Annotated in this window: 15 protein-coding genes; 14 read left to right on the forward strand and 1 reads right to left on the reverse strand. The window is 55.2% G+C overall.

What is annotated here, in order from left to right; all coding sequences use genetic code 11:
- Window positions 1-55: 55 nt before the first annotated feature.
- The gene (locus ACJJIK_RS16040; protein WP_444929290.1) at window positions 56-1,090 is read right to left on the reverse strand and encodes a type IV pilus twitching motility protein PilT; all 1,035 of its coding nucleotides are present in this window, start codon (window positions 1,088-1,090) and stop codon (window positions 56-58) included.
- Window positions 1,091-1,159: 69 nt separating this feature from the next.
- Here ACJJIK_RS16040 and ACJJIK_RS16045 point away from each other — a divergent pair, with 69 nt between their 5' ends.
- From ACJJIK_RS16045 to ubiD, 14 genes are all read left to right on the forward strand, one after another.
- Window positions 1,160-1,873, forward strand: a complete 714-nt coding sequence (locus ACJJIK_RS16045; protein ID WP_444943335.1) for a YggS family pyridoxal phosphate-dependent enzyme — start codon at window positions 1,160-1,162, stop codon at window positions 1,871-1,873.
- A gap of 27 nt (window positions 1,874-1,900) precedes the next feature.
- Entirely contained in the window at window positions 1,901-2,203 is a 303-nt protein-coding gene (locus tag ACJJIK_RS16050) for a hypothetical protein (RefSeq protein WP_444929292.1), read from the forward strand.
- Window positions 2,204-2,615: 412 nt separating this feature from the next.
- Window positions 2,616-3,449, forward strand: a complete 834-nt coding sequence (gene proC, locus ACJJIK_RS16055) for a pyrroline-5-carboxylate reductase (protein WP_444929293.1) — start codon at window positions 2,616-2,618, stop codon at window positions 3,447-3,449.
- A gap of 66 nt (window positions 3,450-3,515) precedes the next feature.
- A complete protein-coding gene (locus ACJJIK_RS16060) occupies window positions 3,516-4,124 on the forward strand; it encodes a YggT family protein (RefSeq protein WP_444929294.1) in 609 nt (202 codons plus the stop codon).
- 147 nt (window positions 4,125-4,271) lie between these two features.
- Window positions 4,272-6,239, forward strand: a complete 1,968-nt coding sequence (locus tag ACJJIK_RS16065; RefSeq protein ID WP_444929295.1) for a dynamin family protein — start codon at window positions 4,272-4,274, stop codon at window positions 6,237-6,239.
- A gap of 152 nt (window positions 6,240-6,391) precedes the next feature.
- Window positions 6,392-7,555, forward strand: a complete 1,164-nt coding sequence (gene metX / locus ACJJIK_RS16070) for a homoserine O-succinyltransferase MetX (protein WP_444932367.1) — start codon at window positions 6,392-6,394, stop codon at window positions 7,553-7,555.
- A complete protein-coding gene (metW, locus tag ACJJIK_RS16075; protein ID WP_444929296.1) occupies window positions 7,555-8,145 on the forward strand; it encodes a methionine biosynthesis protein MetW in 591 nt (196 codons plus the stop codon). Before metX ends, metW begins: the two co-directional genes overlap by 1 nt.
- Window positions 8,146-8,284: 139 nt before the next feature.
- Window positions 8,285-8,737, forward strand: coding sequence for a DUF4426 domain-containing protein (locus ACJJIK_RS16080; RefSeq protein ID WP_444929297.1), 453 nt, complete (start codon window positions 8,285-8,287; stop codon window positions 8,735-8,737).
- Window positions 8,738-8,826: 89 nt separating this feature from the next.
- The gene (gene rdgB / locus ACJJIK_RS16085; RefSeq protein WP_444943336.1) at window positions 8,827-9,444 is read left to right on the forward strand and encodes an RdgB/HAM1 family non-canonical purine NTP pyrophosphatase; all 618 of its coding nucleotides are present in this window, start codon (window positions 8,827-8,829) and stop codon (window positions 9,442-9,444) included.
- Window positions 9,437-10,651: a radical SAM family heme chaperone HemW gene (hemW, locus tag ACJJIK_RS16090; RefSeq protein ID WP_444929299.1), complete on the forward strand. Its 1,215-nt coding sequence runs from the start codon at window positions 9,437-9,439 to the stop codon at window positions 10,649-10,651. The genes rdgB and hemW overlap by 8 nt, the downstream gene beginning before the upstream one ends.
- 147 nt (window positions 10,652-10,798) lie before the next feature.
- Entirely contained in the window at window positions 10,799-11,128 is a 330-nt protein-coding gene (trxA, locus tag ACJJIK_RS16095; RefSeq protein WP_444929300.1) for a thioredoxin TrxA, read from the forward strand.
- 367 nt (window positions 11,129-11,495) lie between these two features.
- Entirely contained in the window at window positions 11,496-12,755 is a 1,260-nt protein-coding gene (gene rho / locus ACJJIK_RS16100; protein ID WP_444920731.1) for a transcription termination factor Rho, read from the forward strand.
- 271 nt (window positions 12,756-13,026) lie between these two features.
- Window positions 13,027-13,296: an RNA recognition motif domain-containing protein gene (locus tag ACJJIK_RS16105; protein ID WP_020413665.1), complete on the forward strand. Its 270-nt coding sequence runs from the start codon at window positions 13,027-13,029 to the stop codon at window positions 13,294-13,296.
- Between the two features lie 155 nt (window positions 13,297-13,451).
- On the forward strand, window positions 13,452-14,918 hold the full coding sequence (gene ubiD, locus ACJJIK_RS16110; RefSeq protein WP_444929301.1) for a 4-hydroxy-3-polyprenylbenzoate decarboxylase: 1,467 nt from the start codon (window positions 13,452-13,454) through the stop codon (window positions 14,916-14,918).
- The last annotated feature ends 267 nt before the right edge of the window (window positions 14,919-15,185 follow it).

Raw genomic sequence — 15,185 nt, forward strand, 5'->3', positions numbered from 1 at the left:
CTACCGCGTTTTAACTCGACTTTTTCCCCAGATTGGGGGGCGGATTTGGGGCCGTTTAGAAGTTTTCCGGCATCTTGGCTTTTTCGCGCGCCACTTCGCGGCTGATGATACGCCGCGCCACCAGGTCTTCCAGGCACTGGTCCATGGTCTGCATACCGACACTGGCACCGGTCTGGATGGCCGAGTACATCTGCGCGATTTTGTCTTCGCGGATCAGGTTACGGATAGCCGGGGTACCACGCATAATTTCGTGTGCGGCGACCCGGCCACCGCCGGTTTTCTTCATTAGCGTCTGGGAGATAACCGCCTGTAGGGATTCTGACAGCATTGAACGCACCATGGCTTTCTCCTGCGCCGGGAATACATCCACCACACGGTCAATGGTTTTGGCGGCGGAAGTGGTGTGCAGGGTGCCGAATACCAAGTGACCGGTCTCTGCCGCTGTCAGCGCCAGGCGAATGGTCTCCAGGTCCCGCATCTCACCGACGAGAATAATGTCCGGGTCTTCACGCAGTGCAGAGCGCAGGGCTTCGGCAAAGCCGTGGGTATCCCGGTGTACTTCACGCTGGTTCACCAGGCACTTTTTGGATTCGTGCACAAATTCGATCGGGTCCTCAATGGTGAGGATGTGTTCGTATTTGTTGTCGTTGATATAGTCCATCATCGCCGCCAGGGTGGTGGACTTACCGGAACCTGTGGGCCCGGTTACCAGCACCAGGCCGCGGGGGGTATCTGAAATCTGCTTGAACACCTGGCCCATGCCCAGGTCTTCCATGGTGAGAACCTTGGAGGGAATGGTCCGGAATACCGCGCCGGCGCCCCGGTTGTGGTTAAAGGCATTCACACGAAAGCGGGCGACACCGGGGACTTCAAAAGAGAAGTCTGTCTCCAGCAGTTCTTCGTAATCCTTGCGCTGCTTGTCGTTCATGATCTCGTAGATCAGGCTGTGTACCTGCTTGTGCTCCATGGATGGCAGGTTGATACGGCGCACGTCGCCATCGACGCGAATCATCGGCGGCAGGCCCGCCGAGAGGTGCAAGTCGGAGGCGTTTTGCTTGGCGCTAAAGGCGAGGAGTTCAGTGATATCCATACTGCTACCTTAGGGTTCTTGTTTGGGCTCAGGTAAAATCGCCGCTCAAATCGGTAAGGGCCCCAGTATATGCGCAAAGAGACAATCGTCGAAAACCTGAATGCAGTAGGTGAGCGGATTGTGACATGCTGCAACAACTGCGATCGCAACCCCGCAGAAATCACCTTGTTGGCGGTTTCCAAAACTCGGCCGGCGGAGGACTTGCGCAGCGCTTTTGCCGCAGGTCAGCGGCACTTTGGTGAAAATTATTTACAGGAGGCTCTGGAGAAACAAGATGCCCTGTCCGACCTGGACATTCACTGGCACTTTATTGGGCCACTGCAATCGAATAAAAGCCGCGCGGTGGCAGAGCGATTTCACTGGATGCACACGGTGGACCGCCTGAAAATCGCCCAGCGCCTATCGGCACAGCGCCCCGCTCATATAGCACCGCTCAATATCTGCTTGCAGGTGAATATCGATGGCGAGCAGAGCAAGTCTGGCATAGCCCCACAGGATTTGGCCGCTCTGGCGGCTGAAGTGGTGAGATTGCCGGGGCTGCGTCTGCGCGGTCTGATGGCGATCCCCGCAGCCCGCGAGGGCGCCGTGGAACAGCGCGAGCCATTTACCCGCCTGGCAGCGCTACTGCAAGGCTTGCGCAAACAGCTTCCCCAGCAGACCCTGGATACCCTGTCTATGGGCATGTCTGGAGATATGGAGGCCGCTATCGCCTGCGGCGCCACCATTGTGCGCATCGGCACAGATATTTTTGGGGCGCGAAACTATTCTGCACAACAGAGTTAGTACGGAAGTATATTTTTGGTAAATGGAATGACAAAATCTGGGACTGTAGATGTAGTACTGCTGCTTTTGACCCTGTGTGCGGTACTGTCTCTGTCTGTAACGAATAGTGTACTGGTGACCTGGGTGGCGCTGGAGTGGTTGGCTTTTATTTGTCTGCTCTCCTTTGTCTCCCCCAAAATTTCGCTGATTACCAGTTTTATGAACTCAGCAGTTACTGGGATATTTGGCGATGATAGGCGCTATTGGCTGTGGCTTACGGCGATTGCCCTCAACCTGATTGCGATTGTGGAAATCTTTCCCTTTCTGTTCGGTTATGCAGACGGGCCTTAAAGCGCTTAACTCGAAAAGAAAACGGCCGTTAGGGCCGTTTTCTTTTCCTGGGAGCAGGCAGCTAGCGCTTATTTAGACTGATGCTCTTTATTTAAAGGTGAGCCGCCGGCGCACTCGACTTTGTGGCGTTGAGTTCCCTCGCCAAAACGGCTGCCGATACAGAGGCCTTTACCGTCTAGGTCTCAGCCCCCGAAGCTGGCCGAGTGCATATCCTGATAGCGATGGTGGCGGGTACATCTTCGAGTACCCGCTGGCAGTGCTGCTCGCAGTGAGCGCCACCCCCTGTGCATACTCTTCTCTTCGTGGGAGCCAGCTGGGCTCTCTTGTTATTTGAATCCGGCGGCCACATATTAGCGGGGTGCTTCGATAGGGGAGCAGCGACAAAATTTTGCAACCGCCCAAGGTGATATAAGTGAGTACAGTGAGCCCTAAAATGGTTTTTATTGGTGGTGCCGGCAATATGGCGGGTGCAGTCATCGGCGGTTTGGTGGCCTCTGGGTATCCCGCAGAGCAGATTACTGCCACAGGCCGGGATTGGGACAAGCTCAATACCTTTGCCGCGAGCCATGGGGTAGCCGTTAGCGACGATAATATTGCCGCTATCGCCGATGCCGATGTGATTGTGCTGTCGGTGAAGCCACAGGTGATGCGGGAGCTCTGTGAGGGGCTACAACCTCACCTGGCAGATCGCGCACCGCTGATTATCACTTTTGCCGCAGGTATTCCGCTGGCGGCTTACCACCGCTGGATGGGTGCGCACCTTCCTATCGTTCGGGCTATGCCCAACACCCCGGCACTGGTTCAAACCGGAGTTACCGGTCTCTATGCCGATACCAAAGTGAGTGACGAGCAGAGAGTCACTGCCGAGCGCATCGTCGCTGCGGTAGGTATCTCCTACTGGGTCGATGAGGAGCGCGGCATCGACCAGGTGATTGCGGTCGCGGGATCGGCACCGGCTTACTTTTTCCAGTTTATGGAGGCGATGATCGACGCCGCTTCCGCCGGTGGCCTCGCCCGCGCGGATGCGCAGCGCCTCGTGTTGCAAACTGCCCTGGGCGCCGCCAAACTGGCGGTCGCCAGCGATGTGGATGTCGCCCAATTGAAGCGCAACGTGATGTCTCCAGGTGGTACTACCGAGCGCGCGGTGCAGCGCTTTGAACAGGGCGGCTTGCCCCAGTTGGTTGCCAGCGCCATGCGCGATTGCGAAGAGCGGGCGGCGGAAATGGCAAAGGAGTTGGATCGGTAAAGCTACCGCTCCAGTTGGATAGGTGCAGCGGTGGCTGCTGAAAATCTTTTTGTTTAGGGTTTATTCATGGTCAATACCTTTAGCAGTATCGGCGTTTATGTCGTGGGCATACTGGGCATTTTGTACCTTTTCGCCGTGTTATTGCGTTTCTTGTTGCAGCTGGGCCGTGCGGATTTTTACAACCCCTTATCCCAGGGCGTTGTGAAGGTGACCAACCCTTTACTGTTGCCGCTGCGCAAAGTGGTACCGGGACTTTTTGGTATCGATATGGCCTCGCTGGTGCTGGCACTGTTAGTCGGTTGGGCCATGATTATGGCTTGTGCCACGATCGCAGGTTACGGCCTGGTTAATCCCCTCAGTGCACTGCTGTGGTCGCTGATTGGCTGTGTCTCCACGGTGATCGCGGTGGTGTTTATCGGTCTGTTGATCTCCATCGTCGCCAGCTGGATTGCCCCCAATAGTGGCCATCCGGCTTTGATTTTACTGCATCAACTCCTGGAGCCTTTCTGCGGTCCTGTGCGACGTTTGATTCCGCCTTTGGGGGTGATCGATATCAGCCCGATATTTGTCTTTATCCTGCTCACGGTGGCCGACAAACTGCTATTGGGCTTTGCCCAGATGGCCAATATGCCCGCTTTTGTCTACAGCCTGTTCTGGCATATTCCCGGCTTTTAAAATGTGACCGGCTGAACATTTCTTCAGCCGCGCGCACTGGATCGCATCTGCGCGGTGTTAGACTCTTAATACTATCGATTACGGCCGCTCCCTTTATCTCGGGGGCGGGTCGCTAGTCACCGGGTCTCAATAACAAGAACACCGTAAATGGAAGACGCACTTTTACGCCAGCATATTTCCGACTACGACCGTTGGAAAAAGAATCTCGATCGCCAATTTGCCCACTTCAGCCAATGGCTTGAACAGCATTTCTCCAATTCCGCCGGGGCCTGCCAAGTTGTACAACAGGCCCGCGCCCTGCTCGCCGATGATCAGTTCACTCTGGTTTTGGTGGGGGAGTTTTCGCGGGGGAAAACAGAGCTGCTCAATGCGCTGTTGTCGCAAACCTACGGCCAGCGTTTACTGCCCTCAAGACCCGGGCGTACGACCATGTGCCCCACAGAAATCTTCAGTGATGGCAGTGAGCGCGCCAGCCTGCGCCTGCTGCCGATTGAGACCCTGGCGACGAATACCAGCCTGGAGAGCTTCCGCCGAATTCCGCAAAAGTGGGTAACTCACGAGTTTGATGCCAATGACCCCGAGGCGACCCGAGAGACTTTACTAAAGGTCGCCGCGACCAAGTCGGTTATGCCGGAAGAGGCTGCCCGCTACGGTTTCGATCGGCGTCACCTGGACGGCAAGGGCAATCTTGTCGAAATCCCCGCCTGGCGCTTTGCCTTGATCTGCCTGCCGCACCCGCTGCTGGATCAAGGCTTGCGCATTATCGATACCCCGGGGCTGAATGCCCTCGGCAACGAGCCGGAACTCACCTTGAGCACACTGCCCGGAGCTCAGGCTGTCGCCTTTTTGCTGGCGGCCGATGCCGGAGTCAGCGGTACCGATATGGGGATGTGGGAGACTCACCTGGCGCCCTTGCAGGAGCATCGCGGAACCTCTGTGATGGCCCTGCTCAACAAGATGGATGTGCTCTGGGATGACCCCGAGGAGGATGCCGAGTTGTTGTTGCGGCGCATGCGCGCCGAAGTGGCCGCTCTCCTGTCTCTGCCGCAGGAGAGCGTGGCTGGGGTCTCTGCAAAAATGGCCCTGTTGGGGCGGCAGCAGCGGGATGCCGATCTGTTGCGCAACAGCCGCTTTGGTGAATTTGAGCGGATGTTGGTGCAGCGCCTGCTGGAACACCGCCAAAAAATGGCCGAACACCGCTCCCTGCAGCAAGCCCTCACCTTGATGGCGGATACCCGCGATCTGCTCAAGCGCCGCCTGAACAGTGGCCGCGCGGCGCTGGCCCACTTGCAGCGCAATAGCGGCAATACCGCAGAGCAATTGGCAGAGTTGGAGCAGCTACAGGTCACCGTGCGCGAGCAGCACAAACTCTGCCACCAGGAGCTGCTGACGCTCAAATCGAGCCAGAGAATGCTGGCGCGGCAAAGTTCTTCCCTGCTGACGCCGATTTCCAGACAGCAGTTGCAGGCGCTGATCGACGATACCCTGGCTAACCTCAATCGCCGCTGGACGCCTATGGGGCTGGCCAAGGCCATCGATACTTTTATGGAAGGGGTCGACTACCAACTGTCCAATCTCGAGCGGGAAGTGGATCAGGCCAATCGCTTGCTCGATGCGGTGTTTGAGCGCTCCAGCTTGAAGAAAGTCGATACCGCCGAACAGTATTTCACCATCCGCAAGTTCCGCTTTGTGCTGCGGGGACTGCACCGCCAAGCGGCGCAGTTGAGACGCTCTCCGCAGTTGCTACTCGCGCGCCGCAACCGTCTCAGCGAGCGCTTTATCACCACACTAGCCAGTGAGGTGGGCAGGCTTTACGAGGATATGAGTAACAAGGCGGAAAACTGGCTGGAGCACGCCCTCGAGCCGCTCAAGCAACATGCGCAGTATCAAAAGCAGTTACTCAACCGCCATTTGATTAAGCTGACAGAGCTGAAGCAGAAAACCTGCAACCGCCGCACAGATCTTCGCACTCTCGAGGATGAAGTGCAGCGCAATGACAAGGCGCTGGTGGCGCTGGAGGATTTGCTGCGGCACAACGGCTCGGCACCGCAACCCGTTGCACCGGCGCCGCGCGCGCGCAACGTCACTCCCCTGAAGGCCTCGCAGACGACTTGAAGTTAATTGATATTGGTTCTGTCTGGCATTTGTTATAAGTTGCAGTGCTCTCACTCACTGGCGGCTTTGGCAATTTGCCGGGCAACACCTTTCAACCTGACAGATACAGTACCTTGTCGACGGAAAATCCTACCGCTTCTTCAGAAGCCCAAATTGCCACTGACGCTGATGCCGGCTCCGTGGGCCTGGTCGAGCCCAAAAGCCATCACTTTAGTGAGCCACTGGAACTGGCCTGTGGCCGAGTACTCAAGAGTTATACCCTGGTTTACGAAACCTACGGTGAGCTCAACCGGGAAAAGAACAATGCGGTCCTGATCTGCCACGCGCTGTCCGGGCACCATCACGCTGCGGGGCGGCACCGCGCCGAGGATAAGCGCCCGGGGTGGTGGGATCACTATATCGGTCCGGGCAAGCCGATCGACACCAACCGTTTCTTCGTAGTGGCGCTGAACAATCTCGGCGGTTGTCACGGATCTACCGGTCCGGTCTCTATCAACCCGGATACCGGCGCCGCCTGGGGGCCGGACTTTCCACCGCTGCGGGTGCGCGACTGGGTACACAGCCAGGCGCGCCTGGCAGATGTGTTGGGCATTCGACAGTGGGCGGCGGTTATCGGCGGCAGCCTCGGTGGCATGCAGGCGATGCGCTGGTCGCTGGAATATCCCGAGCGCCTGCGCCACTGCGTGGTTATCGCTTCGGCCATGAAGTTATCCGCACAAAATATTGCGTTTAACGAGACCGCGCGCCAGGCGATTACCTCCGACCCGGACTTTTGTAACGGCCACTATCTGCGCGAGGAGAAGCTGCCCCGCCGGGGCCTCGCCGTCGCGCGTATGATCGGGCATATCACTTACCTTTCCGACGACGGCCTGGGGCGCAAGTTTGGCCGCGAGTTGCGCAGTGGGAGTTTCCAGCGGGGCTCGGATGAAGAGGTGGAGTTTCAGATACAGAGTTACCTGCGCTACCAGGGGGCGAGCTTCTCCAATACCTTTGATCCCAATACTTACATCTTGATGACCCGGGCGCTGGACTTCTTCGATTTGGCGCGAGAGTACGGCGATGACCCGGTCGAGGCCTTTTCCCACGCCAAGTGCCGGTTTTTGCTGGTGTCATTCACTTCTGACTGGCGCTTTGCGCCGGAGCGCTCCAGGGAAATTGCCGATGCCCTGATGCATGCGGATATTCCTGTGAGCTACGCCGAGGTGGAGTCGGCTATGGGGCACGACGCCTTCCTGTTGCCCAACGCCCGCTATGAGGGGATTTTTCGTGCCTATATGCAGCGGGTCGCAGCGGAAGTCGTCGAGGGGGTGTGCTGATGCGAATAGATTTAGATGTTATTCAGGAGTGGATTACTCCTGCGAGCCGGGTGCTCGACCTGGGCTGTGGTGACGGCGCGCTGCTCGAACAGCTGGGAAGCAATAAAGGGGTGAAAGGCTACGGCCTGGAAATTGATCCGGCCCAAATTGAGCGATGTGTGGCACGCGGCGTCAATGTGGTCGAGCAAAACCTGAATACGGGGCTGGGCAACTTTGCCGATGCTAGCTTTGATACCGTGGTTATGACCCAGGCGCTACAGACCTTGAGCAAGCCCCACCTGGTGGTAGAGGAGATGCTTAGGGTCGGGCGGGATTGCATCATTACTTTCCCAAACTTCGGACAGTGGAAGGCGCGCCGGCACCTCGCATTTTCCGGGCGTATGCCGGTTTCCGATTTATTACCTTATGAATGGTATGACACGCCTAATATTCACTTTTGTACTTTTACAGACTTTGAGGTGCTGTGCCGGCAAAACCGCTGGACGATTCTGCATCGCCAGGTAGTTTCCGAGTCTAAAGCTGGGCGGATACTCAAGGACTTTTTACCCAATTTGTTTGGTGAGACAGCCATCTATCATCTAACTCGCTAAACTAAGATTTGCGCCAGCTCTTTAGTGGAGGGCCTTGGCGTGATGGACCGATTGAGCGCTGGGTTCCCGTGGGGACTGAGCGGATTTGACCACCGAACCTGCTGGGAGAGGTGAGGCTTATAACAACTGGAGGTGGAATGTGAAACCTATCCTTGCCCTGGCTGCATCTGTGGCCCTGCTCGTCTTGTCTGCCGGCGCTGCTGCACAAGAGGCGCGCACGATTAAGAACTATGCCGATTTTGGCGACTATCGAGTGATCTATTCAGTATTCAACAGTGACTTTATCCAGCCGGATATCGCCCGTCAGTACCAGCTGGCGCGGGCGAGGGGGCGGGCCTACGTAAATGTATCGGTGGTCAAGAAAGAGGGCGGAACCCATGGTCTCAGCGCCGAGATGTCCGGCACCGCCACCAACCTGATTCAGCAGTCGAGACCACTTGAGTTCAAGGAAATCCGCGAGGGCAAGGCGGTGTACTATCTCGCGCCACTGCGCTTTGAGGATGAGGAGACCCTCACCTTTAACGTAGAGGTCAAACTGCCCAATGGAAAAAATGAGACGATCAACTTCCGTCGCAAGCTGGACCGGGATTAATCCGCCGAGATGCCGCCAGCTGAGCGCAGGCTAAATTCCCCTCTTTAAGATTCACTGCGGGCCCAGGCCCGCTTTTTATTTGAAACCATATGCTAAATAAAATTGTTCTTGCCAGCGGCAATGCCGGCAAACTTCGCGAATTTTCACAGCTGTTCGCCTCGTGGGACGTACAAGTCGTCCCCCAATCTGACTTTGGGGTGACAGACGCCGACGAGACCGGATTGAGCTTTATTGAAAATGCTTTGATCAAAGCGCGCCACGCCAGCCGCATCAGTGGCCTGCCGGCACTGGCGGATGACTCGGGTCTGGCGGTGGATGCCCTGTGCGGTGCTCCGGGCATCTACTCCGCGCGCTATGCGGGCGCCGGGGCGAGCGATGAGAAAAATAACGCAAAGCTATTGGAAGCCCTACAGGATATCGAGGAAAAGCAGCGCTCTGCCAGCTTCCACTGCGCACTGGCTTTTGTGCGCCAATGGGATGACCCGGTGCCCCTGGTATGCAGCGCCAAGTGGAGCGGGACAATTTTGCGCGAGCCCGCAGGTGAGCAGGGCTTTGGCTACGATCCACTGTTCTTTGTCGCATCTGAGGGAATGACTTCCGCTGAACTGCCGAGGGAGCGCAAGAATCAGCTGAGCCACCGGGCCCAGGCCATGGTGCAGTTTGAACTTCTGTGGCAGCAGAATATGCAGGGTGCTGACTTTGTCTGATCACAATACGGCATTACAGCTGCCGCCGCTCAGCCTGTATATCCATATCCCCTGGTGCGTGCGCAAATGCCCCTACTGTGACTTTAACTCCCATCAGGTTGATCGGGACCGGGCCAATTCAGACTACGCCCTGCCGGAATCTGACTATGTGGAGCAGCTGCGCCTGGACCTGCTGAGCCAGCGGCCCTGGGTACAGGGGCGTAAATTGCAGTCCATCTTTTTTGGCGGCGGTACCCCGAGTCTGTTTTCCCCCCAGGCCATTGGGCAGATTCTGGCGGCGGCCGAGCAGGTGGTGGGCTTTGCCGAGGGGATTGAGATAACCCTGGAGGCCAATCCCGGCACGTTTGAACAGGCCAAGTTCACCGGCTACCGGGCCGCCGGGGTCAACCGCCTGTCTATTGGTGTGCAGAGCTTCGATTCCCATCAGCTACAACAGCTGGGACGTATTCACAGCGGGGCGGAGGCCGAGGGCGCTCTGGCAATGGCGCGCCGCGCCGGCTTCGACAATATTAACCTCGATCTGATGCACGGACTGCCGGAGCAGAGCGAGGCGGAAGCTCTCGACGATTTGCGCCGGGCAATTGCCCTGGCGCCTGAACATATCTCCTGGTATCAGCTCACCATTGAGCCAAATACGGCATTTTACAGTGCGCCACCGGTTACCCCCGGCTCCCAGCTGATCGCCAGTATGCAGGGCAGTGGACGTGAGCTGCTTGCGGCGGAGGGCTATCGCCGCTACGAGGTGTCGGCTTATAGCAAGCCCCAGCTTGAGTCCCGTCACAATATCAACTACTGGTCTTTTGGCGACTATTTAGGTATTGGTGCCGGCGCTCACGGCAAGGTAACTTTAGCCGAAACGGGGCAAATTCTGCGCAGTCGGCGCACTCGCACGCCCCGGGATTATCTGTCCACTGCCCGACAGCAGCCCGGGTTGCTGCACAGCACCTTATCGCAACCTCATACTGATAGGATTGAGCGCGAGGATTTGCCCCTGGAGTTTCTGATGAATGCCCTGCGCCTGGTGGATGGTGTTCCCAGCGAGATTTTTACCCGCTATACCGGCCTGCCACTGTCCGAGCTGCAAAAACAGTGGCCGGCGCTGACGGCGATGGAACTTGTGGCGTGTTTAGATAAGCGCATTGCTGCCAGTGCCTTTGGTTTTGACTATATCGATGAGATTTTGCAGCGCTTTCTGGAACAGACGTAAGTCTGTTGGCAGGAGAGGCTTGAAATTTCACTGTGCGCCCCAATTTTGGGAGCAATGGTGCATCGCAGCTGTACAACCACCGCTGTGACCGTGAGAAGATGTGTTGGCGCCGCCCCGCATCGAGTAACTAAAGAACAGGAATACAATATGAGCGAGCACTCAATCATCAACGTATCTGACGCTGAATTCGAAGCAGAAGTTCTCAAGGCTGAAGGCCCGGTGCTGGTAGACTTTTGGGCACAGTGGTGCGGTCCGTGCAAGATGATCGCTCCAGTGCTGGAAGACCTGGCGGGTGAGTACGGCGATAAGTTGAAGATCGTCAAAGTGGACGTTGATGCCAACAAAGAGAGCCCGGCAAAATACAATGTTCGCGGTATCCCCACCCTGCTGCTGTTCAAAGGCGGCAATGTCGAAGGTACTAAAGTCGGCGCACTGTCCCGCGCTCAACTGACCGAATTTATCGATAGCCAGCTGTAAGGCTGTCGCTTTCATCCTGCAAAGGGGGTAAATTTCTTTGCAGGATGGGAAACACCCGTTATACTGGCTGTAATTCTGAAATAGTTCAGCGGTCTTGAAATAGGTGAGACGAGCTGACAAAGACGCCCCTCCACAGGGTCCCAGACCATTCCCGGTGCGTGTACTCCTCGAGTTGAACTTGTTCTGATAATGCTCCATAAATTGATTATGGGGAGCATAAGTTTACTGAGTATCGTGGTTTTGGTGGGAAAATGTACCTGGGTGTTTTGGGCAAATAGACGAGCTAATCTCTAAATATCAAACCCCTCCTCATAATTTCAGGCGTGTCCGCGCCAAATGACAACAGAAACATTAATAAGCAATTGGTATGAATCTCTCCGAATTAAAAACCAAACCCATTGAAGAGTTGATTGAAATAGCCAAAGGCATGGGCCTGGAAAATCTGGCCCGTTCGCGCAAGCAGGATATTATTTTCAATATTCTCAAGCGCCACGCCAAAAGCGGTGAAGATATTTATGGCGACGGCGTATTAGAAATCCTTCAAGATGGTTTTGGATTTTTGCGTTCCGCTGACTCTTCTTATCTCGCGGGACCGGATGATATATATGTATCTCCAAGTCAGATTCGCCGATTTAATTTACGTACGGGTGACTCAATTTCCGGAAAGATTCGCCCACCAAAAGAAGGTGAAAGATATTTTGCCTTATTAAAAGTTAACGAAATTAATTTTGACAAGCCGGAAAACGCACGTAACAAAATTCTTTTCGAAAACCTCACTCCTCTTTTCCCCAACGATCGCCTCACTCTCGAGTGCGGAAATGGCTCCTCCGAAGACTTGATTGGTCGTATTATTGATCTTGTTGCCCCGATCGGAAAAGGCCAGCGCGGCTTGATTGTTGCACCGCCGAAGGCCGGTAAAACGATTATGTTGCAAAATATGGCACAGGCCATTACGCGCAATAATCCAGAGTGCCATTTGATCGTATTATTGATCGATGAGCGCCCCGAGGAAGTGACAGAAATGCAGCGCTCGGTGCGCGGTGAAGTGGTGGCCTCAACCTTCGATGAGCCGCCCGCGCGCCACGTACAGGTGGCAGAAATGGTGATTGAAAAGGCCAAGCGCCTGGTTGAGCACAAGAAGGATGTGGTTATCCTGCTCGACTCGATCACCCGTCTGGCCCGCGCTTACAACACAACTGTTCCCAGTTCCGGTAAAGTATTGACCGGTGGTGTTGATGCCCACGCCCTCGAGCGTCCGAAGCGCTTCTTTGGTGCTGCGCGAAATATTGAAGAAGGCGGAAGTCTGTCTATTATTGCTACTGCACTGATCGATACCGGCTCGAAAATGGACGAAGTGATTTTCGAGGAATTTAAAGGTACCGGTAATATGGAGTTGCAGCTGGATCGTAAGATCGCAGAAAAACGCGTATATCCGGCCATTAATGTGCGCAGATCCGGCACGCGTCGGGAAGAGCTGTTAATGCCTGAGGGCGAGTTGCAGCGAGTGTGGATTTTGCGCAAGCTACTGCACGATATGGAAGATGTTGCAGCGACAGAATTCTTAGTGGATAAGCTGAAAGATTTCAAGACAAATGATGAATTCTTCCTATCCATGAAACGGAAATAATTTTTGTATATAAAGTAGCGCCTAAAAAGGCGCTCTTTATTTATTTGGGACAGAATAAGGCGATGAATTGCGCCTATTACTGTTGAAAAGGCGAGCCATAAGGCATATAAAGTTCCACATTGTGGCGCTTGATATGGATTTTAGGCAACGCGCCTGACTGAATTGGCCCAGGAGTCTCTCCGCAAAGGGCCAATCTCAAATGGTTAATCTGGTGGAGCTGGTTATCCATTTGTGACTGCACGACAGCCCACACACCTAGTGAGAACCTTTTGTGAATATCTATATTGGAAATCTGGCCTACGCGGTAACCTCTGACGACCTGCACGAAGCTTTCGGTGCGTTCGGAGAGATCTCTCGGGCTACTGTTATCACCGACCGTGAGACTGGCCGCTCTAAAGGCTTCGGTTTCGTAGAAATGCCTAACGACGATGAAGCGCGTAAAGCTATCGAAGAGATGAACGACCAACCGCTGTCTGGCCGTAACATCCGCGTTAACGAAGCGAAGCCTCGCGAAGATCGTCCGCGTCGCCCCCGCTTCTAAGCTGTAATAAGCTTATTATTTCAGCGGCTCGCAGCTTAGGCTTGCGAGCCGCGACCCCCTCCCGCCTGTTCTGCGCTCCAATTGGAGTGTTGTTACCCATCTTGCGCCTTCTGTTTTACACTGTGCTCTGGTTTATCGTCACGCCCTGTTAGCCCATGAAATATAAAGATCTACGCGACTTTATTAAGTTGCTGGAAAAGCGCGGCCTGTTAAAACGCATCAAGCACCCCGTTGACCCGGTTTTGGAAATGACAGAGATTTCCGATCGGGTATTGCGCGCCGAGGGGCCTGCGTTGCTGTTTGAAAATCCGATAGGTTTTGATACCCCGGTACTCGCCAATCTCTTTGGCACCCCAGAGCGAGTGGCCCTGGGAATGGGAAGGGAGAGTGTCGCCGAGCTGCGCGAAGTGGGGGAGCTGTTGGCGTTTCTCAAAGAGCCACAACCGCCGGAAAATTTGCGCGATGCCTGGGAGAAGTTGCCGGTCTTCAAGCAGGTCCTGAATATGGGGCCCAAAGTCGTAAAGGCTGCAGCCTGTCAGCAGGTAGTGCTTGAGCGGGATCAGGTCGATCTGCACAAACTGCCCATTCAGACCTGCTGGCCGGGGGATGCGGCGCCGCTGGTCACCTGGCCACTGGTAATTACCCGGGGGCCGGAGAAAAAACGGCAAAACCTGGGTATCTACCGGATGCAACTAATCGGCAAGAACCGCTTGATTATGCGCTGGCTCAGCCATCGCGGCGGCGCGCTGGACTATCGGGACTGGTGTAAGAAACACCCCGGTGAGCCCTATCCGGTAGCCGTTGCCCTGGGGGCCGATCCCGCCACCATTTTGGGAGCGGTCACCCCTGTGCCGGATACCTTGTCCGAATATGCCTTTGCCGGGCTGTTGCGCGGTGATAAGACAGAAGTCTGCGAGGCTTTACTCAGCGATCTACAGGTGCCCGCCAGTGCTGAATATGTGCTGGAAGGGTTTATCTACCCTGAGGATATGGCCGACGAGGGGCCCTACGGCGATCACACCGGTTACTACAACGAAGTGGATAGCTTCCCGGTATTTACGGTGGAGAAGATCACCCAGCGCAAAGATCCCATTTACCACAGCACCTACACCGGGCGCCCACCGGATGAGCCGGCGATTCTGGGGGAGGCTTTAAATGAGGTTTTTGTGCCAATCCTACAGAAACAGTTTCCCGAAATTGTCGATTTTTATCTGCCGCCAGAGGGGTGCTCTTACCGCCTCGCCGTTGTCACCATGAAAAAGCAGTACGCCGGTCACGCCAAGCGGGTCATGATGGGGGTCTGGTCTTTCCTGCGTCAGTTTATGTACACCAAATTTGTTATTGTCGCCGATGAAGACGTCAATGCCCGGGATTGGAAAGATGTGATCTGGGCGATGACCACGCGTATGGACCCGGCGCGGGATACGGTGATGGTGGAAAATACTCCAATTGACTATTTGGATTTTGCTTCGCCCGTGTCTGGTTTGGGCTCAAAAATTGGTTTTGATGCAACGAACAAATGGGAAGGGGAGACGACTCGTGAATGGGGAGTGCCCATTGAGCGCGATCCAAAAGTGGTTAAAAAAGTTGATGAAATCTGGTCTAAATTAGGCCTCGAATAAGCACAGCACTCTATTGTCAGTACCCCCGCCCAAGTAAGCGCCCCTGGTGGCGTTCAGTACAGTGACCGCTTAGCGGTCACTCTTTATTTTTTTCTTCCTTCTTTGCATCTATAGCTTTTACTGCTGGCGTCGCGGTCAGGTACGGGCTCAACCGTGGCCCTGATATCGATAGATGTTTTCATATTTTTTCTAGTCGTACCAAGTGAGCAGGAGCAAAGTGCCGGAATTGATAATATCGAAGAGTTTATTCCTGTAGTTATGCATGAG

Source organism: Microbulbifer regidiadema (SeqCode), from assembly GCF_052466995.1.